The following is a 23,002-nucleotide window of genomic DNA, read 5'->3' on the forward strand; positions in this document are numbered from 1 at the left end:
GAACGGACGGAACGGCAAAAAGAGCACGCGGAACGGACCTCGATGCGACTCAAAATCGTTAATGCGGCGACATATGTAGGGCGTATGACAAGGACGGCGAACGAAGCCAAAAGGCATGCTTGTCAAGGGCTGCACAACGGCCCGGTTTTGGCTTATGGGTTGCGCGAACGGTGCCTCTGACCGTCGACTGTCACGCGTCGTGACAGGTCCATCTTTACGTATTGCCCCCGCCGGGAGGATGAATGCATCGGCTGCTGACCGCGCTCGGGCGTGGCTTCAAGGAGAAGATCGGCTGGAAACGGCTGGGGATCGCTGCGAGTCTCCTCATCATCGGTCTTGCGATCACCCATCTGGTTCAAACCCTGAAGGGGGTCGACACCGGGGTTATCCTGACTGCGCTCACCGACATTGCCCCGCATCGGATCGCGCTGGCCGCGCTGTGCGTGGTCGGCGCGTTTTGCACGCTGACCTTCTATGATTTCTTCGCGTTGCGAACCATTGGCAAGACGCATGTCCCCTATCGCATCGCTGCAATGTCGAGCTTCACCAGCTACACCATCGGCCACAACATCGGCGCCACCGTCTTCACGGGCGGCGCGATCCGGTTCCGGATCTATTCCGACTATGGCCTGACCGCGATCGATGTCGCAAAAATCTGCTTTCTCTCGGGCCTCACCTTCTGGCTCGGCAATCTGTTCGTGCTCGGTGTGGGCATGGCATGGCATCCTGAGGCGGCAACGGCAATGGACCTGCTGCCGCCGGCGATGAACCGGCTGATCGCGCTCGGCTGCCTCGCCGGCATCGCCGCCTATTTCGTCTGGCTGCTGACGGGCGAGACCCGCCGCGAACTCGGGCAGAACGGCTGGAAGGTGGTGTTGCCCTCGGCACGGCTGACGCTGCTGCAAGTGCTGATCGGCGTCGTCGATCTCGGCTTCTGCGCGCTGGCAATGTATCTGTTGATGCCGACCGAGCCGCATATCGACTTCGTTTCGCTGGCGGTGGTGTTCATCCTGGCAACACTGCTCGGCTTTGCCAGCCATGCCCCGGGCAGCATCGGCGTGTTCGACGCCGCAATGCTGGTGGCGCTGCCGCAGTTCGGCAAGGAACAGTTGCTGGCGACGCTGGTGGTGTTCCGAATCTTGTACTTCCTGATCCCCTTCGGCATCTCGATCTGGATCATGGGCACACGCGAACTCTGGCTCAGTGTGCTGCAACCCTGGCTTGAACGGCGCCGGCTCGGCGAAGCCTGCACGGCCAAGGCCCGGGTGCGACCACCGATCAAGGGCCGGCAATCCTGAGGCCGGTAACGGCGTCGTTATCTGCGCCGTCTGGTCTTTTGACGCAGAGCCGCCTCATTCTCTTATTTCTGCCTTACCGCTAACGTCAAACGACGCCATGGCTGGAATCCTCCTACGTTCAATGCTGTCGGTCGCGCTGGTTGCCGGCGCGCTGGCCGGCATCTTCACGTCGGCTGCGGACGCCCAGACCGCGGGCGGCCATGGGCCGCTGCAGATTTCCTGGGAGGTGCGCAACCGCTTCCGCCTGTTCCGCGAGGAGCGGGATTTCCTGCTGCACGCCGAAAGCGGCCGCGGCCGCAGCGTGCTGGCTTCGGAGCAGGTGCTGGAGATCCAGAGCGACGGCCGCGGCTGGGCGCGCAACACGGTGAACAGGCTCTGCATCGATCTCGCCGGCCGCGTCAACGAGCCCTGCACGCGCGACAACGTCAAGGAAAGCTATCTGACCCCGATCGATCATCCGGTCGTGATCCGGCTGACCGGCCCGGTGCCGGTCGGCGCCACCTGCGCCTGGACGGTCGACGATGGCGACGGCCCGCAAACCTCCACCTTCGACTGCGCCGAACCGGTCAATCTCCGGGTCCGCTACGGCCGCACCACGGTGGTGACCGCCGACGTGTCCAGCTCGGATGGCAGTCAGCGCGTGTTCACCGAGATCGCGGTGCGCGACATCTTTATCGCCGGCCTCGGCGACAGCGTCGCCTCCGGCGAGGGCAATCCGGACCGGCCGGTTGCGCTGGCCGATGAAGGCTTTTGCTTCCGCTCTTATCTCGGAACGGCAGCCGCGCAATATTACCGGCCGAGCCGCGCGGGCTATAAAGGCGGACGCGCCTGCGAGGCGCCCGACACGCTGCCGGTCTGGCAGCGCCAGAGCGCGCTCTGGTTCAATCCCGCCTGCCACCGTTCGCTCTACAGCTATCAGACCCGGACCGCACTGGCGCTCGCCGTGCGATATCCGCACATCGCGGTGACCTATCTGCCGCTGGCCTGCACCGGCGCCACCATTTCCGACGGGCTGTTCGGTTCGCAACGCGCCCGCGACTGCCTGCCGTCGAAATCGGGCGGTGCGTGCCAAGGCACCGTCAACGGGCAACTGGCCGAACTGCGCGAAGCCCTCAGCGCCGCGAAACGCCGGCAACCGGATCGCAACCTCGACCTGGTGCTGCTGTCGGTCGGGGCCAACGACATCTATTTCTCCGGCCTCGTCGCCGACGTGATTGTGGATACGGCGACCGAACGCGTGCTGTTTCGGCGCAGCGGCGTGATGGCCTCGGTGGACGACGCACGCAGTGCGATGACGCGCGACCTGCCGCAGGGATTTGCAAAACTGCGCGAGGCGCTGAAGCCGCTGGTCGGCGGCGACCTGTCGCGCGTGGTCTACACCTCCTACGCCAATCCGACGCTGACGAATGGCGGCACGCCCTGCCCCGGCGGACGCGCCGGCTTCGACATTCATCCCTCCTTCAACGCCCAGCCGCAGCGGCTGGCCGCCGTATCGAACTTCGTCGAAAGCGAATTCCTGCCGCAGTTGAGAGGGCTGGCGCTGTGCGAGGGCGGCATCCTGTGCCGCAATCCGCGCACCGACCGCATGACCTTCGTCGACAACCATCAGACCAGCTTTGCCAACCACGGCTTCTGCGCACGCGCCGAAAGCGATCCCGAATTCGACCGCCAGTGCTTCTCGGCGACCGGCGACAGCTTCGATCCCGATATCGTCTCGGCCGCCAGCCAGCCGATGCTGTGCGGCCGCAGCGCCGGCGAGTACCGCGCCTATCTGCCGCGCGCGCGCTGGATCCGCGATGCCAATGACAGCTACTTCGCAGCGATGACCTACCCGCAAGGCCTGCCGACATCGCAGCAGCCCTCCGATATCCATGACGCAACCTGGGGCGTGCTGTCGGCGGTCTATGGCGGCGCGGTGCATCCGAGCGCCGAAGGCCACGCCGCGATGGCCGATGCCGCCGTGCCGGCCGCTGCCGCCGTGCTGCAGCTCGACACTGGGGTGCCTGAAGTCACGTCGCAGCCGGCGCCATCGATACCGGTTGCGCCGGGCGCGCCGCGACCACCAGGCAGAACCGGCGGATTGAACTAACGCGCAGGTGCAGGAACTGGTGCCGGCGCAGTGGTCTTCTTGGGCGCTGCGGGGGCCTTTGCGGCACCGGCAGGCGGCTTCATCGCCGCGGCCTGCGCCGGCAGATATTTTGCGATGATCGCGGGATCGACCTGCGCCAGCGCCGTATCAGGCAGGCGGGTCCATACCTCATCCCTGCCTAGCAGCGAAATGCCGAGATAGCCGCGCATCGTCAACGTCTGCCCATCGGGACTGAGCGTCATCTTGGCTTTGTAGATCTTGCCATCGCGCGGATCGAGCACGTTGCCGTTCTCGTATTTCAATCCGTCACGCTTCATGTCCCGGATGAACGAGAGTCCGAGCCACGGCGCATCCTTGCGATCGTCAGTGCATTTCGAGCAAGTGGGATTGGGAGCATCGCCGGGTTCGGAAAAGAGCTTGGCGAACACGCCCTCGAAGGCGCCATTGCGGTCTACGACGAGGAACCATCCGACCGGCTTGCCCTTCTCGACCTTCTCCCACAGCCCGGCAGCCGAAAGTTCCGCCGGCTGCGCGGCGAGTTCACCGGCAAACGCGAGCCCGAACACGATCGGAAGTATCAGTTGAAATCCGGCCAGCTTGCGCATCGTCATCACCTGATCAATCCCCTAAACGAATGGCCGCAGACTAAGGCCATTTCGCGGACGGTACCAGTAACGATCGCCGCGCGCCCCGGCAAAGCACCGCGGGCCCAACTGTCATTTTTTGGGAATCAGTTGACCCCGAGCTTCTTCTGCAGGCTCGACGACGAGGTGGTGTACTGGAACACCAGCCGCTTGTCTGGATAGACGTAGCGGTGCGCCTTCTGCGCCATCAGCGCACCTTCGTGGAAGCCGGACAGGATCAACTTGAGCTTGCCGGGATAGGTGTTGATGTCGCCGATCGCGAAGATACCGGGAACATTGGTCTCGAACGCCGCGGTGTCGACCGGCACCAGATTGTTCTCGAGCGCGACGCCCCAGTTCGCCACCGGGCCGAGCTTCATGGTCAGCCCGAAGAACGGCAGCATCGTATCGCAGTCGATCTTCGAGATCGCGTTGTCGTTGCCCTTCATCATCGCGGCGGACAGCTTGCCGCCCTCGCCTTCCAGCGACGTCACCTGACCGATCTTCAGATCCATCTTTCCGCCAGCCACCAGCGCGCGCATCTGCTCGACGCTGTGGGGCGCGGCGCGGAAATCGTCGCGCCGGTGCAGAAGCGTCACGCGCTTGGCGATCGGATGCAGGTTGAGCGTCCAGTCGAGCGCGGAATCGCCGCCGCCGACGATCAGGATGCTCTTGTCGCGGAACTGCTCCATCTTGCGCACGGCATAGAACACCGAGCTGCCTTCATAGGCCTCGATGCCCGGCACCGGCGGACGCTTCGGCTGGAACGAGCCGCCGCCCGCTGATATCACCACCACCTTGCACTCGAACACCTTGCCGGCATCGGTCGTCACGCGGAATCCGGGATCGCCGATCTTCTCGATCGTCTCCACCATCTCGTTGAGATGGAAGGTCGGATGAAACGGCTTGATCTGTTCGAGCAGCGCCTCCGTCAGGCCCTGGCCGGTGACAAAGGGAATGCCGGGAATGTCGTAGATCGGTTTTTCCGGATAGAGCTCGGCGCACTGGCCGCCGATCTTGTCGAGGATGTCGACCACATGCGCCTTCATGTCCAACAGGCCCAGTTCGAAGACGGCGAACAGGCCGCACGGACCCGCACCAATAATCAGCACATCGGTTTTGATCGCTTCGCTCATATCAGCTTCTTTTCGTTCGAACCTGGCGGGAAGGCCGCACCTGTCTAGCCAACCCGGGGCTGACAGGAAAGCCATAATATGGCGTTCGTGATGGCGGCAACCCCTTGCCGTCATTCGACAAGTGGGCTGTAAGGGAACGAGATTTTCGGAGATGGCCCCGTGAACGCCCCCTTGCGTCCCGACGCGACCCCGCGCCTGGAGGATTTTCCCTATCGCCTGTCGGACAACGTGAGATTTGCCGACCTCGATCCCAACCAGCACGTCAACAACGCGGTTTACGCCACCTATTTCGAAACCGGCCGCGTCACGCTGATGAAGGACCGCAGCTACGGGCTGATGCCGGAGGGCGTCACCTGGATCATGGTCCGCCTCGACATGCATTTCCGCGCCGAATTGCGCTGGCCCGGTACGATCGAAATGGGACTTGGCGTCGTGAAGTTCGGCCGGACTTCCGTCACCTTCGATCAGGTGGTGTTCTCCGAAGGCAAATGCGTAGCGTCAGCGCAGTCGGTATCGGTGCTGCTCGACGAAGCCACGCGCAAGCCTAAGCCATTGACGCCGGATATCCTGGCGAATTTTCAGCGCTGGATTCGCCGCGGAGCAGAACCTGCATGACGCGCGCGGCGATGTTGGCGACACTGATCGTCTGCATCGCGATGCAGCCTGCCGCGGCCGCGCCATTGTAACCGACGCGACTATCTGCGATCGGCGCGCGAGTCGGTGAGCGATTTGCGTGCGGCGATCGATGCAATGAGTCTATGCGGTCGACGACCATCTCGCCGACACGGCCAACGCCGGATCGCGCTGAATGTTTTGCGGACTTCAGGCCTGCCGTTCCGGCGTCGACACCACGAGGCCGTCGAGGTCGTCGCTCACCTTGATCTGGCACGACAGGCGCGAGTTCGGCCGCACGTCGAAACCAAAATCCAGCATGTCTTCTTCCATCGGGGTCGGAGCGCCGACCTTCTCGCGCCAGGCTTCGTCGACATAGACGTGGCAGGTCGCGCAGGCACAGGCGCCGCCGCATTCGGCTTCGATGCCAGGAATGGCGTTGCGGATCGCGGCTTCCATCACGGTCGCGCCGTTCTCGACTTCAATGGTTCGTTTTTCGCCGGTATGGTCGACAAAGTGGATTTTGGCCATGATCGCTCGTGCTGCCGGAATATGTAAGGAAGGTCCCGGCAGTCGTATAACGGGTCGATCCGCACAGCGCCAGCGGTCGGGACGAAAACCTTAAGGCAGCATTTTACCGGGATTTTGGCCGATACGGACCGCTTTCCGCTCAGGAACGGCGCAGAACCGCCTCGATCGCTGCCCTCGCCTCTGCAACCGCCTCGCCGAGCTCGGCGAGCGCAGCGGACGCATCGAAGCCTCTGGCGATGGCCGCCTCCAGCCGGGCTGCGGCATCGGCAACCGCAAAGGCGCCGATCGCGCGGGCCGACCCTTTGAGCGTGTGCGCCAGCGCGCTGGCATCCGCAGGTATGGCAGCGAGCGTGTGCATAAGGGTTGCCGATTGGGCCGAGAACATCGTCAACACCTCCTGCTCGATGGCAGCGTCGCCGAGCGTCATGCGTCGCAGATGGTCGAAATCAATCGGCCCGTCGCCAGGAGCCAGCGGTGGCGATGGCATCCATTCTATCCGTTCGAGATGAAGCGGCATGGCCTAAAGTCCGGATCGCCCCGCCGCACTGATTCTCGGGAGGGGCATCCCGGTCAGCCAACCACAGCAACGGTTAACGGAACGTTCCCGGAATTCGCCCCAACTTAGCCTTGTTTTAGCCGACAATCCGCCTCGATCGACGATCCGGTTCCAGAAATTTGTGCATCCTTAAGGCCTTAAGGAACAAAGCTGTTAACGATGATTAACAATGTCTTAATCGCGGCCATTTCATTCGTATCGCTCAACCAATAGGATGTTTGCGGATGTATGCGGACAAGCTGCCGGCGGGCGGGCTTGCGGTCCGCGGGGGTTATGAATCCGGCTTCGAGCTTGCGGGGGCTTTTTGCAAGAACGGCTGGGTGCATAAAAGTTAGAGGGCTCAGACTGAACATGGCGAACAATCCCAAGAAGGTCAAAGATCCCACTGAAGTCGCGCTCTCCGCCATTCAGGAAGCGCTCAACATCAGCGATACGACCGTCGACACCAGCCGAAATTCGCTCGGCAACGAGCTCGCCCCTCAGACCGGTCCGTCGGCCCCGCCGCCCTATTCCGATATGTCTTTTGACACGCGCGGAAGCGCCGAGCGTCCGGGGTTCGATCCGATCGAGGAGCCGCGCAGCCCCCGTCGCGCCGCCAATGACGATCGCGAAACCATCGGACAGATTCTGCAGGCGATCCAGAAGGGCAGCCCCGCCCGCAGCGTCTACACGCTCGCCTCCGTGTTTGGCGGAGTCTGGGTGATCGGTTGCGGCCTGCTGACCGTCAGCTTCCTGCCCGCGCTGCAGGCGGCGATCGGGCAGAGCGGCGGCGTGCTGGTGCTGGCCGGCCTTGCCGCGTTGTTCTTTGCGCCGGTGCTGTTGTTCTATTTCCTCGCCAGCCTCGCGTGGCGCGGCCAGGAAATGCGGATGATTGCGCAGTCGATGGCGCAGGTCGCGATCCGCTTCTCCGAGCCCGAGGGAGCCGCCGCCGATTCGATGGTGACCGTAGGGCAAGCGATTCGCCGCGAAGTCGCCGCGATGGGCGATGGCGTCGAGCGCGCGATCGCGCGCGCCGGCGAACTGGAAACGCTCGTCGCCAATGAAGTCGCGGCCCTCGAGCGCGCCTATAGTGACAACGAGGTGCGGATTCGCGCACTGCTGCAGGATATCGCCCATCAGCGCGACAATCTGGTCGGCCAGGCCGAGCAGGTTCGCAGCGCCATTTCCGGCGTCCAGATCGACCTGCGCCACGATATCGCGCTGATCTCGGACGCCATCGCCTCGCGCGTCGACGAGGTCGCGAAAAGCATCACCGGCGCGCTGGAAGAGCGCGGCCAGCACATCACGAGCGCGCTGAGCCATGCCGGCGACAACATGATCCTCGCGCTCGGCGAGCGCGGCGGCGACCTGCTCGACCGCCTCGAGGAAGCCAGCGCCGAGACCACGCGCGCCGTGCTCGACGCCTCCGAGCGGCTGACCACCAGCCTCAACTTCAAGACCGGCCACGTCCATGACGAGTTCGTCGATCTCGCCGATCGCGTCCATGAGATGCTGAACGAACGCATCGACCGCATCACCGGCGAATTCGAGCAGCGCTCCTCGACCATCGTCGACGGCATCTCCGACCGCACCGAGCAGGTCCACGACTCCCTGAAGAACTCCTCCGACTCGCTGCTGCTCGAACTCGAACTGCGCTCGGGCGATCTCGTCAGCAAGATCGACGATGCCGGCAACCGCCTCGCGAGCCGCATCCTCACCTCCGGTGACAAGGCCAGCGACGCGCTCGACGTGACCGTGAACACGCTGGTCGCCAAGGTGATCAGCCAGACCGAAAACGCCCACGACAGCCTCGCGCTGCAGATGAGTGCCTTCGACGAACTGGTGAAGAACCAGGGCGGCGAGCTTGCGGAAAAGTTCGCCCGCGACAGCGGTACGCTCGGCGCGCTGATCACCCGTCATATCTCCGAGTTCGATCGCACCGTCAAAACCTTCGGCGGCGAGATCGTCGAGCGCATGGGCGCGCGCACCCAGGAGATCAGCGACAGCCTGAAGAATTACGTCGACACTTTCGACACCCGCATGGTCTCGAACAGCGGCGAGATCACCGCTTCGCTCGATCAGCGCCTGCTGCAGTTCGAAACCACGCTCGGCACCCGCGTCAGCAACCTCGATACTTCCCTCGAAAACAAGCTCAAATGGTTCGATGAGACCGTCGACGGCCGTCTGCAATCACTGGAGACGACGTTCGACAGCCGCGCCAAGTCCGTCACCGAGACCATCGACAACCGCCTCAGCACCCTGACGGGCGCGCTGACCGACGGCGCGGCGCAGGCGATCCAGTCGATTGACCAGCGGCTCAGCCTGCTCACCTCCTCGCTGACCGAGGGCACCGCGCAGGCGATTGCAGCGGTCGACCATCGTATTGCCAATGTCACCGAAACCCTCGATGGTCGCAGCGCCTATCTGACCGACACCATCCAGGCGCGGTTCCAGGAAATTCATCAGGGCATTGAGACGCGGGTTGGCGACATCGCCAGTGGACTCGAGACGCGGGTCGGCGGCATCGCCAGCGGCATCGAGACCCGGGTCGGCGCCATTGCCGGCGACATCGACACCCGCGTTGCGCAATTCGAGGACCTGCTCGGCTCGCGCATCGAGGCCGTGGCCGGCCGGATCGAAAGCAGCGGCCGTCAGGCCAGCGAAGATCTGATGTCGCGCGCCGAAATGTTGTCCTCCGGCATCAAGTCGCATGTCGAGGACGCCGAGCGTTCGCTGACCAACCTCGTGGTCAATACCGCCGAGACCATCCAGACCGGCGCGCGCACCGCCCAGCAGGCGCTGCTGACGGTTTCCTCCGATGTCGGCGCACAACTCAAACTGACGTCGGCCGAGGTCGAAGCTTCCCTTGCCGCCGTCGGCACCGGCGCGGCCACCTCGATCCTCGCCAGCGCCCAGGAAGCCCAGACCACGCTGGTGTCGGCCTCCTCCGAGGCTGCCTCGCAGATCAAATCTCTCGCCGCCGACGTCGAGCGCACCCTCTCCGCCGCCGGCGACGCCACGGCCGCGTCGGTTCTCGCTGGCGCGCGCGAGGCGCAGACCACGCTGGTGACCGCATCCGCAGACGCGGCAAACCACGTCAAGTCGCTCGCCGCCGACGTCGAGCGTTCGCTGTCGATCGCAGGAACTGCGACCGCCGAGGCCGTCACCGCAGGCGCCCGCGAAGCACAGAGCACGCTGGTCGCCGCCTCTACCGAGGCCGCCACTCAGGTCAAGTCGCTCGCAGCCGACGTGCAGCGTTCGCTCTCGATCGCCGGAACGGCGACCGCCGAGGCGATCACGGCAGGCGCCCGCGAGGCCCAGAGCACCCTCATGAACACGTCCGCCGACGCATCGAGCCAGGTCAAGTCGCTCGCCGCCGACGTGGAACGCTCGCTCTCGATGGCCGGCAACGCTACCGCCGAGTCGATCACGATGGGCGCGCGCGAAGCGCAGAACACGCTGATCACGGCGTCGACCGAGGCCGCCAACCACGTCAAGTCGCTGGCGATCGATGTCGAACGCACGCTGACCGCGGTTGGTGCCGAAACCGCCTCCTCCATTCTCGGCACCGCGCGCGAAGCCCAGAGCTCGCTTTCCGCGACCTCCGCCGACGCCGCGAACCAGATCAAGGCGATCGCCGCCGACATGGAGCGTTCGCTCGGCGTCGTCACCGCCAGCACGACCGACACCATCCAGACCACCGCGCAGAACGCGCAGAGCGCCCTGATCGCCGCCACCAACGAGGTCAGTACCAAGGTCAAATCGACCTCGGCCGATATCGAGCGCTCGGTGCTCGCCGCGAGCAGCAATTTCGGCTCGACGATGACCGGCAAGACCGACGAAATCGTTACCTACGTTCAGCAGCAGACCGACCGTCTGGCGCAGATCGTCGACAGCCGCCGCGGTTCGCTGGTCGAGGCGCTCAGCACCAGGACCACGCAGCTGACGACCGACATCGACCGCGTCACCGCCGACGCCCTGAAATCGATCGAGACCCGCGGCCAGGCCTTCTCGCAATCGATGTCGACCCACGGCTCGGAAGTCGCGCGCACGATCACGTCCGCGGGCGACATGGCCACCGGCGCGGTGGCAAAGTCGCTGAAGGATCTCGAGCAGTCGTCGCGTTCTGCCATCGACCAGTCGCGTCAGGTCTCGATCGCCGCCGTCACCGAAATGCAGGAGACCAGCAAGATCCTGCGCACCGATACGGTGGCGCTGTTCGAACGGCTGCGTGAAGGCAACATCCTGCTGCAGGAAGTGCTGACCGGCGCCCACGACAATCTCAACTCGCTGGAGCGCGCGCTGGTGACCCGCGTGGCCGACTTCGTGTCCGCCATGAACGACGTCACCGCCCGCAACGGGATCGCCACGCAGACCCTGGAAGACCAGCTCACCGTCTTCAACAGCAAGACCACGAAGGCGCTGGAGGATCTCGGCTCACTGTCGAGCGAGTTCGAGAAGCACGGCAAGGAGCTGGTCGAGGCCGCCGGCGTGGTCGAACAGGCCAACCGTACCACCTCGACCTCGGTCGCCGACCGCAAGTCGCAGCTTGAATCGCTGGTGACCACCATCGACCTGCGCACCACCGACCTCGACCAGCGGCTGTCGCGCTTCACCGGCCTGCTCGACGAATCGCTCGCCGCGGCCGAAGAGCGCGCCCGCGATATCGCGCGCGTGGTCGCGGAAACCGCGGGTGCAGGCTCTGCCGCGATCAGCCGCCAGTTCGAAGCGGTGCGCGCGGCCGCCGAAAACGAGCGTCAGCAGACCCTCCATGCGATGAACGACCTGTACCAGCAGAGCAACCATGAGACGGATGCGATGTTCAAGGAATCGACCGAGAAGTTCGGTGCGATGGTGCAGTCCATGAAGCAGATGGCCGCCGAGATGCATAACGAGCTCGAGGCGACCCGCAACGAGCTGCGCCGCGGCGTGCTCGAGATGCCGCAGGAGGCGGCCGACAACACCGCGCAGATGCGCAAGGTGATCGTCGACCAGATCGAGGCGCTCGCCGAACTCAACCGGATCGTGGCCCATCATGGCCGCGGCCTCGACGTCGTGACCTCCGGCCGTGCCAGCGTGCAGCGCCAGGAAGAACCCGTAGCGATGGCCGCCGCCGGCGGCCGCAACGAGGTGCGCATGCGCGACGCCGGCAGCGCATCGACGCTGCCCCCGCCGGATCTCGGCGTGCCGGCCCCGCGCCGCGCCGAAGCCCCGCCGGTCTCGCCGGCAGGCGGTCAGGACGGATGGCTGTCCGACCTGCTCCACCGCACCGACGCCGGCGCGGGACAGGCACCCCGTGGCCGCGCGCCGCAGACCCCCGCCAATCCGCTGGAGTCGCTGTCGCTCGACATCGGCCGGCTGATGGATCGCAACCTCGCCTCCGAAATGTGGGACCGCTATCAGCGCGGCGAGAGCAAGGCGTTCAGCAAGCGGCTCTACACGCCGGCAGGCCAGAAGGCGTTCGACGAAGTCGCCCGCAAATACCGCGCCGACCGTGGTTTCAAGCAGACGGTCGACCGCTATATCGCCGAGTTCGAACGGCTGCTCGACGAGGTCGCGCGCGAGGATCGCGGACCGCAGGCGCTGCGCGGCCACCTCACCTCGGAGACCGGGCTGGTCTACACGCTGCTCGCGCACGCGGCGGGGCGGCTGGGGTAAGGGCGAACGGCGAGTGCCGAATAGCGAATGGAAAACGGAGGCCTCGCCGCCTCCGTTTTTGCTTCGAATATTTGGAGGCCAGAATGCGCTATCTAACAATTGATGGAATGCTCTCAGGAACAGGGGTCCGGAATCCCTTCATTGGAGGATATCTCGATCCCAAGCATGCCGGATTTTCTCCTGAACTCGTCCGAAGGATCGAAAGGTGGGTGATCGACTACGAAACCGCCCACTACCATCAGTTCAATGATGAAGCCGAAAACCAACGAATAGATCAGGAAGGCATCGAAATCGCGCGGCAGGCCCAACTACAGCTACCGGAAGCAAAGGTCGAGTACTTCTCGAACGCACAGATGAGAAAAATCGATCTCCTATAAGATGCTACAAGATGAGGTCGAGCAGCTTCCGCTCGCTGACCGCCGTCATTGCCTGCGACAAACGCGAAGCGTTTGCGCAAGGGAGCAAAGCGACGAAGCAATCCATGCTGTCCGCGCGGAAGCTATGGATTGCTTCGCTTCGCTCGCAATGACGCGGTGAAAGCGCAGCTTCGTGGACGATGACAGAGCATGGCGAACCATTCGCTATTCGCTATTCGCCATTCGCCCCCTTACTGCCGCTTCTGCCCGCTCGCCGCTCTCGGCGGAACTGCCGCGGTTGGCGCCGGCCTCGGGGCGGCCGCGCTTGATTCCGCCGGCGCGGCGTTGTTGCTTCCGCCGAAGATCACCCGGCTCGGATTACGATCGAAATTGTTCACGGCGCGGCTGATGTCGGAAAGGGTGCGGCGGCCATCGGCCATCAGCGCGCCCGACCGCTTGTCGAAATCCTCGGCCAGTTCGCGGATCGACTTCACCATCAGATTCAATTCGCCGCCGGCGGCGCCGCCCGCGATCGTGTTCAGCCCGAGCATCAGACTGTCGGCTTTGCCGATCACGCCATCGACCCGGAGCATGACATTGTCGATCTTCTCGGAGTTGCGCGCGAGCGCGGCGGTGAAGGTCTCGAGATTCCGCAGCGAGTTCTTCACCGACTCCTGGTTGTCGGCGACAAGCCGGTTGACGTTCTGCAGCGTGGCGCGGATGGACTCGGTCACGTCCTGCAGCGCGCCGGGATCGGCGGTCAGCATCGGCACGCCGTCCTCGTCGAGCGGCACGGCAGCCGCATTTTCCTCGCCGCCCTTCAGCGAGATCGCCGCGACGCCGGTTAGTCCCTGGAATTCGAGGCCGACGAGCGTGTCCTTGCGGATCGGGGCGTTGTTCTCGACCATCGCGAGTGCGACCACGCGCCGCGGGTTGTCGAGCTTAACGGATACAACCTCCCCTATCCGGATACCGTTAAAGTTGACGCTGCCGCCGTTGCGCAGGCCGGACGCCGGACCTTCGAACACGATGCGGATCGGGCTGCGCTGCTTGGTGGTGTGCAGGCTCTGAAACCACAGCACGAAGCCGAATGCGGCGGCGATCACCGCCAGCGTGAAGGCCCCGATCAGGACGTAATTCGCCCGCGTTTCCATAACTCAAGGTACTCCGGAACCTGGGTCTGTTCAGCCTCGCCGATCAGACCCGTCGTTTATCGCTTGTTTGAGCATGATCTCATCAAAAACCGGTGCGCACTTCGTGATCATGCTCTCTAGCCCATGACCTTCTAGCCAATGACCGCACGGGCGCGCTTGCCGTGGAAATATTGCCTCAGCCAGGGATGCTGCGAGGCCTGCATGTCGGCAATCGATCCTGCTGCAATGATCTTACCGTTCCCTAAAACCGCGATGCGGTCGCAGGCCGTATAAAGGCTGTCGAGGTCATGGGTTACCATGAAAACGGTCAGGCCCAAAGTACGCTGCAGGGTGCGCACCAGCTCGTCGAAATCCCCGGCGCCGATCGGATCGAGCCCCGAGGTCGGCTCGTCCAGGAACACCAGTTCGGGATCGAGCGCGAGCGCGCGCGCCAGCGCGACGCGTTTGATCATGCCGCCGGAGAGTTCGGACGGATAGCGGTCGGCGACCTCGGGCCGCAGGCCCACCATGCCGAGCTTGGCCACCATGATCTCGTCGAGCAGTCGCTGCGAGACCTTGAGATATTCGCGCACCGGAAACTGGATGTTCTGGCGCACCGTGAGCGAGGAAAACAGCGCGCCCTGCTGAAACAGGATGCCCCAGCGGCGCTCGACGCTGCGGCGCTCCGCGGCACTCGCCGCGTCCAGGTCGACGCCGAACACCTCGATACGTCCGGCGATTTTCGGCACGAGGCCGATGATGGTCCGCGTCAGCACCGATTTTCCAGCGCCCGAGGGGCCGACGAAGCCCAAAATCTCGCCGCGCTTGACGTCAAGGTTGAGCCCGTCGAGCACGCGCGTCTTGCCGAACTGCACGGTGATGTCGCGAACCCGGATGATGGCGTCGGAAATCTCACCCGCCATGGTCACATTCCGATCGATGCGAAGAAGATCGCAAACACGCCGTCCATCACGATCACGAAGAAGATCCCCTTCACGACCGAGGATGTCGTGTGCTGGCCGAGCGACTCGGCGCTGCCCTGCACGGCCAGCCCCTCGACGCAGGCGACGATGCCGATCACCGCGGCCATGACCGGCGCCTTGATGATGCCGACGATGAAGTGGTCGATCGATATGGCGTCGCGCAGCCGCAGCAGGAAGGCTTCGGGCTCGACGCCGCCATAGAGCCACGCCACCAGCCCGCCGCCGTAAAGTGCGGCCATCGCACCCAGAAACGCCAGGATCGGCAGCGCCAGCACCAGCGCGAGCATCCGCGGCAGGATCAGAACCTCGATCGGGTCAAAACCCATGGTGCGCAGCGCGTCGATCTCCTCGCGCATCTTCATCGAGCCGAGTTCGGCGGTGTAGGCCGAGCCCGAGCGGCCCGCCACCATGATCGCCACCAAGAGCACGCCGATCTCGCGCAGCACCAGCACGCCCAGCATGTCGACCACAAAGATGTCGGCGCCGAACTTGCGGAAATGGAAGATGCCCTGCTGCGAGATGATGCAGCCGATCAGGAACGTGATCAGCACCACGATCGGCACCGCGCGCCAGCACACCTGCTCCAGATGATGGATGGTCGAGGTCAGGCGGAAGCCGCGCGGGCGAATGAGGACGTGGGCGGCCGCGGCGAGCACCGCGCCCAGCATGTCGATCAGCCCGATCAGGGTGCCGCCGACGCCGGCCACGCTGCGGCCGATCTGCTCCAGCATGCCCGTGATCGTCACGCGGTCGGTTTCGACGATCGGCTCGGCCTTCACGCGGCGTACCTCGTCGACCAGGCTCGCATAATTGGCCGAGAGCCCGGCGATCTGGGTCTCGACACCGCCCTTGGTCAGGCTTCGCCGCAGCCGCTCGATCAGCCAGGCCCCGAACGTGTCGAGCTTCGACACCTGGGAGACGTCGATAAAGATGTCGGGCCGGGTGCCGCGGAGCTTCTCTGCGTCGGCGACCATTCGTTCCAGCACCGGCGCAAAGCGGGCCGTCCACGAGCCGGCCGCGCACAGCGCCAGCGCGTTGCCCCTGGCTATCCGCTCCAATGTCGGGTTGCCGCTCACGATGCCCACCCTTCGGCCGATATGCGCCCCCTGAAAAACGTCAGGTTCCGCACGCCGCTTGCCTTGTAGAATCTGTCCCTAACCAGCCATAGTTGGTTGCAGCGAGCAAGCTTGCGGTTCAGAAAATTGCCAGATTTTAAAATGACTTCCAGCCTTTCCCGAAAGCTTGCCGCCAGCATCGAACGCTGGCCGATCGCAGGCGCCTTCACCATCAGCCGGGGCGCCAAGACCGAGGCCATCACGGTCGTCGCCACCGTCAGCCATGACGGCAAGGGCGGCCGCGGCGAATGCGTGCCCTACCCTCGTTATGGCGAGACCCCGGAAGCAACACTTGAAGCGCTTAACGCGATGCAGGAACCGCTTGCCAAGGGGCTGGACCGAACGGCCCTGCAGGCGGCGATGCCCGCCGGCGCCGCCCGCAACGCGTTGGATTGCGCACTATTGGACCTCGAGGCCAAGCGCAGCGGCCAGCGGGTCTGGACCCTGCTCGGCCGGCCCGCGCCGCGCTCCTGCACCACCGCTTTCACGATCTCGCTCGGCACGCCGGAAGCCATGGCGTCAGCCACCGCAAAGGCCGCGCATCGGCCGCTCTTGAAGATCAAGCTCGGCGGGGACGGCGATGACGCACGGATATCAGCGGTACGCAAGGCGGCCCCGGAATCCGAACTGATCGTGGATGCCAACGAAGCCTGGACGCCGGACAATCTCGAATACAATTTGGCCGCCTGCGCCAACGCCGGCGTGACGCTGGTCGAGCAGCCGCTGCCGGCCGGGCGAGATGAGGCGCTGGCGCGCATCAAGCGAAGGGTCGCGGTCTGCGCCGACGAAAGCGTGCATGACCGCGCCTCGCTTGAAGGCCTTCGCACGCGCTACGACGCCGTCAATATCAAGCTCGACAAGACCGGCGGGCTGACGGAGGCGCTCGCCATGGCCGATGCCGCGCAAGCGCTCGGCTTTGAAATCATGATCGGCTGCATGGTCGCGACCTCGCTGGCGATGGCGCCGGCCATGCTGCTGGCGCAACAGGCCAGATTCGTCGATCTCGACGGTCCCCTGCTGCTGGCGCGCGACCGCGATGGCGGGCTGCGCTACGACGGCAGCCTGGTCTATCCGCCGGAAGCCGCCTTGTGGGGCTGACGCGAGAGCCGGTCCCGCGCCAGCCAGACCACCAGCCCGCCCAAGGCGGCCATGACCGCCATCACGTAATAGATGCCCTGCCCCCAGGTCCCATAGATCGTGCCTGACGCGATCGACGCGAGGCCGGCGACGATGCCGCCGCAGGCGGTCAGATAGCCTTGCGCGCGCGCCATGACGTGGCCGGGCACGTGATGCAGCATCAATCCCATGATGCCGACCTGCGTCAGCCCGAAGCTCAGCGCATGCGCGAGCTGGACGATGGCGAGAACAGCCAGCGGCGGGTCCTGCGCCGTTATCGCCCAGCGTGCGGCCGCGCTCAGGGCCGCGATCATCACCAGCATCGACGGTTGCAGGCTGAAGCGCGGCGACAGCGCGAACAGCACGATCTCGGCAATCACGCCCAGGACCCACAGAACCGCAATCGTCAGTCCGTCATATCCCGCCTGTTGCCAGGCAATCGACGCGAAAATGTAATAGGCGGCATGGCTGCCCTGGATCAGCGCCGACGCCACAATGATCGCGATAAAACCGCCGTCGCGCAGCAACGCGCCCGCGCTGCCGGTGCCCGGGCGGGCCGTCCGGGTGTCGTCCAGCGGCTGCAGTGCGAGGCTGGCCAGCGCCCCGAGCGCGGCCGAGCCTGCAATGATCCAGATCAGGTTTCGGGCGGCGATGAGGTCGAGCAGCACCCCGCAGACCAGCGCGCCGAGGACGAAGGCGGCCGAGCCCCACAGCCGCAACGGTCCGTAGTTGAGGCCATAGCGCTTCACCCCCCGCAACGCATAGGCATCCGTCAGCGGCACCATCGGCGTCCACAGGCAGCAGGTCAGGGCGTAGATCAGGAACACCAGCACCGGCAGATGCTGGGTGCCCAGGATGAAAAAGCCCAGGGCGGTGGCAAAGGCGGTCACGATTATCGCTCCGCGCAAGGCCTGACGCCGTTCCGCAAGGCCGGTCACCAGCGGTAGCACCGTAAACCTGGTCACCGGGGGGACGGCTGTGATCAGCCCTATCCAAAACGCATCAATGCCGACCGCCTTCAACCAGACCGTGAAAAACGGCAGGTGGGTGCCGGTCATGCCGAACAGCGTGCCGTAAAAGAGAGCCACCCGCGTCGCGAAACGCCTGGATGCACCTTGAGATGCGATGGGGATTTGTGATTCGCTCTGCATCAATTCAATTGCGATTCGGGCAATATCGTGTTGTCTCGTTATCGCAATGCGCGCTGATTTGCGCGAAGAGTTTGACATGGCCGACGAAGCATTCGCCCTTTCGCCGATCTCAGCACGCGCTACGCTGCCGAGAGAGGAGGATTATGCCGCGATCGCCGAAGCCTTCATGGAGACTTCGCGGGGCCGCTGGTTCCTGACCGAATACGCCAAGCGCAACCGCAACGCCGACACCCGCATGGTGCTGGACGCGGTGGCGCGGATCGAGCAAAGCCTCACCGCCCAGCGGGAAGAGAACCTTGAGCGGGAGGCAAGCCTCCAGCGGGAGGAAGGCCTTTCGGCGCAGCAGGCCGCGGAGGCGGTCGCCGCGGCGGCCGCGGCGCAAGAGCGCCTGACCGAGGCGCTCGCCGCCATCCGCAGTTCGGTCGAGGCCGCCGAGGAATCGGCGGTGGAAGCGCTCGACAGCCTCGCGCTGGAACAGCGGCTAGCGCCGGTCCGCAAGGGCGCACGGGTGCTGCGGGAAATCGCCTGGCGGTTGCGCGAAATCGGCAATGACGGGCGGATCTGCGACCTGATCGATTCGCAGGTCACCGTCATCGAAAAGGGCACCGACCAGTTCTCCTCCGAGGAGGCGCGAGCGGCGCTGCGTGCGGCCTTTGCCGCCCTGCAGGGCCGGCTTGTGGAATTCGGCGACGACGACCGCTCGTTAGCGCCAGCTGCCGAGACCGAAGCGGCGGCGCCCTCCCCGGCCGCGCCGGAAATGCCCCCGGCGGCCGAGACAGCCGCAGCAGCTTTGGCACAGCAAGCTGCCGAGGCACCGTCCGCTTCGCGGGCCAAGCCCGCCGAGGCCATGCTAGCGGCGGTGGAAGCCGTGCTGACGCAAACGGAAACGCCGCCGGCCGCAGCAGCCAAGGAAGCCGCGCTCCAACAAGCCGCGGTCCAGAACGCCGACCCCCAAGACGCCGACCTTCAAGACACCGACCTCCAAGACGCTGGCCTCCAAGACGCCGATGCCCAGGACGAGGCGGTCCTCGACATGATCGCGATGGAGATGGGCGCGCCGGATCCGATCAGCGACGACGAGATCGCCGAAGCGGTAGCCGAGCAAGTCCGCCTGGCGGAGCCTGCGCCAATAGCTCCCGCGATCATCGCGAAAGCGCCCGAGCCGGTCGCCGTGCCGGCGCCGCCGCCGGTTCAACGGGTGGTTCAGGTGGTTCAGCCACCCCCGCCGCCCGCCGCCGTACCTGTGCCACCTGCGCCTGTGGAAGTGTCACTCGGCTCGACCATCATCGCGAGCGGCATGCTGCGAAAGCCCGTCACCGCGGCCAACGACCCGTTGGCACCGATCCGGCGCATGAGCCAGGCCGAGAAGATCGCGTTCTTTTCGTAAAAGGCCCCCTGCTTGTAAAAGACCCTCTGCTTGTAAAAGACCCTGTGCGTCGCCGCTCGAAGCGCTCCGGGCTCCACGACGCGTTCGCAGCATTTTGTTGCATCTGCGAATAGTTCGCTTTCCGGTTGCTTCACACCTTCGCCGACGTCAAGCTGGCGCGATTGTCTTCGCAAGCGGAGATCGCCGTGAAAACCAGGATCATCGTCAATCCGATGGCGAACAAGGGCGGTTGCGGCAAGCGCTGGCCGCAGATTCGCGCCGGACTCGAAAAGCACCTCGGCCCGATCGATGACGACGACATCACGATGACCCGCGCGCCCAATCACGCGACGAAGCTGGCGCGAGAAGCGGTCGATGCCGGTTGCCGGCGCCTGATCTCCGTCGGCGGCGACGGCACCTTCAGCGAGGTGATGAATGGCGTGATCTCGGACGACCGGCCGATCGCGCCCGACCTCGTGCTGGCGCAACTGCCGGGCGGCACTTCGAACGAACTCTCCCGTTCCTTCGGCCAGCTCTCGCTCGACGAGGCCAGCAAGGCCATAGCCATGGGCCACACGCGCGACATCGATGTATTCCGCGCCGACGCCAAGGGCTATGCGGGCGGCCAGGTGACGCGCTACGGCTTCGTGCTCGCTATCGTCGGCGCCGCCGCCACGATTTCCTGGCGGGCGCAACGCGTGCCGCTCCTGAAGCGGCTCGGCCCGATCAGCTACGTGCTGATGACGGCGTTCACATCGCTGACTTACAACCCCCGCAACTATCGCATCAGGATCGACGACGAAGCCGAGCAGAGCCTGCCGATGTGGTCGCTGATGCTGTGCAGCTTCGACGGCGCGGGCGAAGGCCTGATGCTCGCGCCCGGTGCCGACCCCGGCGACCGCAAGCTCGACCTGATCCTGGTCGGCGACATCGGACATTGGGAAACCCTGACCAGGATCGTCCCCAACCTCGGCGATGGCAGTTATCTCGCGCACCCGAAGGTGTCGCGGAGCCACGCGACGCGGGTCACCATCGACAGCGATCGCATGGTCCGTGCCGACGTCGACGGCGAAAGCATCGGACAATTGCCGATGTCGGTCACGGTGCTGCCGTTCCACCTCAAGGTAGCGGTCCACAATCGAACCTGGCCCGAACTCGCTTCGTCCTCGAAGTAGCGCTCACCGCGACGCCCGATCTGGTTTGGCCTTGTCACCCCCGACGAGGTTCTTGTGAATCTTCCCGTCTTTCATGATGACGAGGAAATTCCTTGCTGGATCCTCTATCAGTTTAATGTTGTCGAGTGGATTGCCGTCCACCAGCAGCAGGTCAGCCAGTGCCCCTTCCTCCACCACGCCAAGCTTTCCCGGATAGGGATTGCGCTTACCGGATAGTGCCAGCAATTCGCCGTTCGTTCCGGTCGCCATGGCGAGTGCTTCCCCGGGCGTGTACCAACGGACAAGCGAGGCCAGAATTGCCCCCTGGCGCTGGGCCAGCGCGGGGGCGAACAGAACATCGGTGCCCCACGCCGTCTTGAGCTTGTACTTCTTCGCAAACTCGTATGCCTTGCCTATGCCCGGCCAGACCTCATCCGCCTTGGCTCGTTCGACTGAACCCTCGCGAAGGTTTTGCCTCATCTCCTCGGGGAGCGGCTGCAAGCTCAGCCAAACGCCCTTCTCGGCGATCAGCTTGGCAGTCGCGTCGTCCATCAGAAAGCCGTGCTCGATACACTTCACGCCGGCGGCAATAGCCCGCTGGGTTGCAGCCGGCGTAAAGGCATGCGCAACGACGTATGTGCCCCAATTCTCGGCCGCTTCGACCGCGGCTCGCAATTCGGGCTCGGTGAAGGTGACGGCGTCGATCGGACTGAAGGGCGATGACACCCCGCCGCCCGCCGTCAACTTGATCTGGGACGCCCCCTGCATGAGCTGCTCGCGCACGCGCACGCGCACCTCGTCGGGACTATCCGCGACCATGGCGCCGCCGACCTGCTCCATGCGGGCGAGCATGCCGCCGATCGTTCTTGGCAGCTCGGAACGCTGCCGGAAGTCGCCATGGCCGCTGGTGACCGTGATCATGGCGCCGGACGGGTAGATGCGAGGACCGGGGACGAGGCCATCATCAATGGCTTGCTTGAGCCCAAAGCTCGGCCCGCCCACGTCGCGAACAGTGGTGAAGCCCCGCATGAGCGTGTCCGTCGCTTCCGCAGCCGCAAGAAGATTGTTGTAGCCGACGTCGCCCGCTATGGCGGCAGCCGGCGTTGGGCGGATCAACATCGCGTGCCAATGCGCGTCGATCAGGCCGGGCATCAGCACGCGTCCTCCGCCCTCGATGACGACCGTTTGCGCGGCGTCCGCCGTGATCGCTGCGGGCGAGATTTTCGCGATCTTGTTGTCCCTGACCAGGACATTGGACGAGGCTGAAAGCGTGCCGCTCCTGCCGTCGAAGATGCGTACGTTTTGAAACAGGACCGCCGCGCCTTGCTGGGCTTGCGCAGGGAGCAGTGCCGCGGTGAGATTTAAGGCCGCGGCGACTGCCAGGATTTTGACGACTCCGGACCATTCGCTTAAGGGCACGTAACACCTCCCTCCAAGTACGCACGGCTGGGCACGAAGCAACTACATCCACCGCTAGGCGCTGCTCGCTGTCCTCGTCGTCGGCAGCCACGCGTAAGAAAGCCACCCGATCCCGTGGGATATCAGGTCGACGCCGAGCACGAATCCAAGGACCCACAATCCCGTCATCGGGAATCCCGTCACGATCACGAGACCGGCCAAGACGCCGAATATTCCCGAAAGTAGCATGATCCAGCCCGCCTGTCGCCAGTGGCTGATGCCGAGCAGGATGCGAACGAAACCCGAAATCAGCAGCACCATGCCGAGGATGTAGGTGAGGATCAGCGCGCTGGCGACCGGCTGGCCCACCAGTACGATGCCGAATGCCATGTACAGGATTCCGAGAAGCACCTGCCAGACGAACCCTCCCCATCCCTTGGTCCAGAAGGCGTGGATGATCTCGAAGGCGCCCGCGATGATGGCGACCCAGCCGATGAAGACGGTGCTGATAAGGGTGACGAGCATGATGTCGCCGAGAACCAGGATTCCGGCTCCGATCATCACGAGCCCAAGCAGCACACAAATCCAGAACGGCGGCGCCGGCAGACTACCGGCGCCCATGCGCGAACTGCTGTCATATGTCGTCATGTCATTCTCCTCACCTCAGGCCTCACCGACCTCTAGTTCCGCTATTTCCATCGCCAGCCACACTGGCGACGGCCGCGATGCCACCAGCAGACCCAACGGC

Annotated in this window: 18 protein-coding genes; 8 read left to right on the plus strand and 10 right to left on the minus strand. The window is 64.7% G+C overall.

Translation table 11 applies throughout. The annotated features are described in order from the left end of the window. Positions 1-242: 242 nt before the first annotated feature. Positions 243-1,298 carry a lysylphosphatidylglycerol synthase transmembrane domain-containing protein gene (locus C7G61_RS06260; protein ID WP_108513213.1) on the plus strand — a complete coding sequence of 352 codons (1,056 nt, stop codon included), beginning with the start codon at positions 243-245 and terminating at the stop codon, positions 1,296-1,298. Between the two features lie 97 nt (positions 1,299-1,395). After that, complete coding sequence (locus C7G61_RS06265; protein WP_108513214.1) at positions 1,396-3,387, plus strand: SGNH/GDSL hydrolase family protein; 1,992 nt, start codon at positions 1,396-1,398, stop codon at positions 3,385-3,387. Here C7G61_RS06265 and C7G61_RS06270 read toward each other — a convergent pair. Then, positions 3,384-3,992 (minus strand): DUF2147 domain-containing protein, encoded by a 609-nt coding sequence (locus tag C7G61_RS06270; protein WP_108513465.1) that lies wholly within the window; start codon positions 3,990-3,992, stop codon positions 3,384-3,386. The two genes, C7G61_RS06265 and C7G61_RS06270, sit on opposite strands and share 4 nt — an antisense overlap. A 125-nt stretch (positions 3,993-4,117) precedes the next feature. Continuing rightward, on the minus strand, positions 4,118-5,146 hold the full coding sequence (locus C7G61_RS06275) for an NAD(P)/FAD-dependent oxidoreductase (protein WP_108513215.1): 1,029 nt from the start codon (positions 5,144-5,146) through the stop codon (positions 4,118-4,120). Between the two features lie 159 nt (positions 5,147-5,305). Here C7G61_RS06275 and C7G61_RS06280 point away from each other — a divergent pair, with 159 nt between their 5' ends. Next, the gene (locus C7G61_RS06280) at positions 5,306-5,761 is read left to right on the plus strand and encodes an acyl-CoA thioesterase (RefSeq protein WP_108513216.1); all 456 of its coding nucleotides are present in this window, start codon (positions 5,306-5,308) and stop codon (positions 5,759-5,761) included. A gap of 207 nt (positions 5,762-5,968) precedes the next feature. Here the strand turns inward: C7G61_RS06280 and C7G61_RS06285 are convergent, their stop codons facing one another. Together C7G61_RS06285 and C7G61_RS06290 are read right to left on the minus strand one after the other, a co-directional pair. Further along, positions 5,969-6,289, minus strand: coding sequence for a 2Fe-2S iron-sulfur cluster-binding protein (locus C7G61_RS06285; RefSeq protein WP_025588945.1), 321 nt, complete (start codon positions 6,287-6,289; stop codon positions 5,969-5,971). A gap of 139 nt (positions 6,290-6,428) precedes the next feature. Further along, positions 6,429-6,806: an Hpt domain-containing protein gene (locus C7G61_RS06290; protein ID WP_108513217.1), complete on the minus strand. Its 378-nt coding sequence runs from the start codon at positions 6,804-6,806 to the stop codon at positions 6,429-6,431. Positions 6,807-7,196: 390 nt separating this feature from the next. On the opposite strand from C7G61_RS06290, the gene C7G61_RS06295 reads away from it, so the two are divergent. Further along, positions 7,197-12,482 (plus strand): apolipoprotein A-IV repeat region-like domain-containing protein, encoded by a 5,286-nt coding sequence (locus C7G61_RS06295; RefSeq protein ID WP_108513218.1) that lies wholly within the window; start codon positions 7,197-7,199, stop codon positions 12,480-12,482. An 83-nt stretch (positions 12,483-12,565) separates the two neighbouring features. Next, complete coding sequence (locus C7G61_RS06300) at positions 12,566-12,859, plus strand: hypothetical protein (RefSeq protein WP_108513219.1); 294 nt, start codon at positions 12,566-12,568, stop codon at positions 12,857-12,859. Between the two features lie 230 nt (positions 12,860-13,089). Here C7G61_RS06300 and C7G61_RS06305 read toward each other — a convergent pair whose 3' ends face one another. The 3 genes from C7G61_RS06305 to C7G61_RS06315 form a co-directional block, all read right to left on the minus strand. After that, positions 13,090-13,992, minus strand: a complete 903-nt coding sequence (locus C7G61_RS06305) for an MlaD family protein (protein ID WP_108513220.1) — start codon at positions 13,990-13,992, stop codon at positions 13,090-13,092. A gap of 131 nt (positions 13,993-14,123) precedes the next feature. Beyond that, complete coding sequence (locus C7G61_RS06310) at positions 14,124-14,894, minus strand: ABC transporter ATP-binding protein (protein WP_108513221.1); 771 nt, start codon at positions 14,892-14,894, stop codon at positions 14,124-14,126. A 2-nt stretch (positions 14,895-14,896) separates the two neighbouring features. Further along, complete coding sequence (locus tag C7G61_RS06315) at positions 14,897-16,030, minus strand: ABC transporter permease (RefSeq protein ID WP_108513466.1); 1,134 nt, start codon at positions 16,028-16,030, stop codon at positions 14,897-14,899. Positions 16,031-16,171: 141 nt separating this feature from the next. On the opposite strand from C7G61_RS06315, the gene dgcA reads away from it, so the two are divergent. After that, entirely contained in the window at positions 16,172-17,167 is a 996-nt protein-coding gene (gene dgcA, locus C7G61_RS06320; protein ID WP_108513222.1) for an N-acetyl-D-Glu racemase DgcA, read from the plus strand. Here the strand turns inward: dgcA and C7G61_RS06325 are convergent. Further along, on the minus strand, positions 17,137-18,336 hold the full coding sequence (locus C7G61_RS06325) for an MFS transporter (RefSeq protein ID WP_108513223.1): 1,200 nt from the start codon (positions 18,334-18,336) through the stop codon (positions 17,137-17,139). The two genes, dgcA and C7G61_RS06325, sit on opposite strands and share 31 nt — an antisense overlap. A 76-nt stretch (positions 18,337-18,412) precedes the next feature. On the opposite strand from C7G61_RS06325, the gene C7G61_RS06330 reads away from it, so the two are divergent. Further along, on the plus strand, positions 18,413-19,723 hold the full coding sequence (locus C7G61_RS06330) for a hypothetical protein (protein WP_108513467.1): 1,311 nt from the start codon (positions 18,413-18,415) through the stop codon (positions 19,721-19,723). A 185-nt stretch (positions 19,724-19,908) separates the two neighbouring features. Further along, positions 19,909-20,877 carry a diacylglycerol/lipid kinase family protein gene (locus C7G61_RS06335; RefSeq protein ID WP_145963562.1) on the plus strand — a complete coding sequence of 323 codons (969 nt, stop codon included), beginning with the start codon at positions 19,909-19,911 and terminating at the stop codon, positions 20,875-20,877. A gap of 3 nt (positions 20,878-20,880) precedes the next feature. On the opposite strand, the gene C7G61_RS06340 is transcribed toward C7G61_RS06335, so the two are convergent. Together C7G61_RS06340 and C7G61_RS06345 are read right to left on the minus strand one after the other, a co-directional pair. Further along, a complete protein-coding gene (locus C7G61_RS06340; protein ID WP_244608179.1) occupies positions 20,881-22,203 on the minus strand; it encodes a metal-dependent hydrolase family protein in 1,323 nt (440 codons plus the stop codon). A 126-nt stretch (positions 22,204-22,329) separates the two neighbouring features. Next, positions 22,330-22,902 carry an HdeD family acid-resistance protein gene (locus C7G61_RS06345; RefSeq protein ID WP_108513226.1) on the minus strand — a complete coding sequence of 191 codons (573 nt, stop codon included), beginning with the start codon at positions 22,900-22,902 and terminating at the stop codon, positions 22,330-22,332. Between the last annotated feature and the right edge of the window lie 100 nt (positions 22,903-23,002).

The sequence above is a fragment of the Bradyrhizobium algeriense genome (assembly GCF_003062295.1).
Taxonomy (GTDB): domain Bacteria; phylum Pseudomonadota; class Alphaproteobacteria; order Rhizobiales; family Xanthobacteraceae; genus Bradyrhizobium; species Bradyrhizobium algeriense.

Coding starts and splice junctions, on each gene's coding strand:
- C7G61_RS06270 (WP_108513465.1), bottom strand. CDS start 3,992: ATGCGCAAGCTGGCCGGATTTCAACTGATACTTCCGATCGTGTTCGGG.
- C7G61_RS06275 (WP_108513215.1), bottom strand. CDS start 5,146: ATGAGCGAAGCGATCAAAACCGATGTGCTGATTATTGGTGCGGGTCCG.
- C7G61_RS06295 (WP_108513218.1), top strand. CDS start 7,197: ATGGCGAACAATCCCAAGAAGGTCAAAGATCCCACTGAAGTCGCGCTC.
- C7G61_RS06290 (WP_108513217.1), bottom strand. CDS start 6,806: ATGCCGCTTCATCTCGAACGGATAGAATGGATGCCATCGCCACCGCTG.
- C7G61_RS06305 (WP_108513220.1), bottom strand. CDS start 13,992: ATGGAAACGCGGGCGAATTACGTCCTGATCGGGGCCTTCACGCTGGCG.
- C7G61_RS06265 (WP_108513214.1), top strand. CDS start 1,396: ATGGCTGGAATCCTCCTACGTTCAATGCTGTCGGTCGCGCTGGTTGCC.
- C7G61_RS06285 (WP_025588945.1), bottom strand. CDS start 6,289: ATGGCCAAAATCCACTTTGTCGACCATACCGGCGAAAAACGAACCATT.
- C7G61_RS06300 (WP_108513219.1), top strand. CDS start 12,566: ATGCGCTATCTAACAATTGATGGAATGCTCTCAGGAACAGGGGTCCGG.
- C7G61_RS06330 (WP_108513467.1), top strand. CDS start 18,413: ATGGCCGACGAAGCATTCGCCCTTTCGCCGATCTCAGCACGCGCTACG.
- C7G61_RS06260 (WP_108513213.1), top strand. CDS start 243: ATGCATCGGCTGCTGACCGCGCTCGGGCGTGGCTTCAAGGAGAAGATC.
- C7G61_RS06325 (WP_108513223.1), bottom strand. CDS start 18,336: ATGCAGAGCGAATCACAAATCCCCATCGCATCTCAAGGTGCATCCAGG.
- C7G61_RS06345 (WP_108513226.1), bottom strand. CDS start 22,902: ATGACGACATATGACAGCAGTTCGCGCATGGGCGCCGGTAGTCTGCCG.
- C7G61_RS06310 (WP_108513221.1), bottom strand. CDS start 14,894: ATGGCGGGTGAGATTTCCGACGCCATCATCCGGGTTCGCGACATCACC.
- dgcA (WP_108513222.1), top strand. CDS start 16,172: ATGACTTCCAGCCTTTCCCGAAAGCTTGCCGCCAGCATCGAACGCTGG.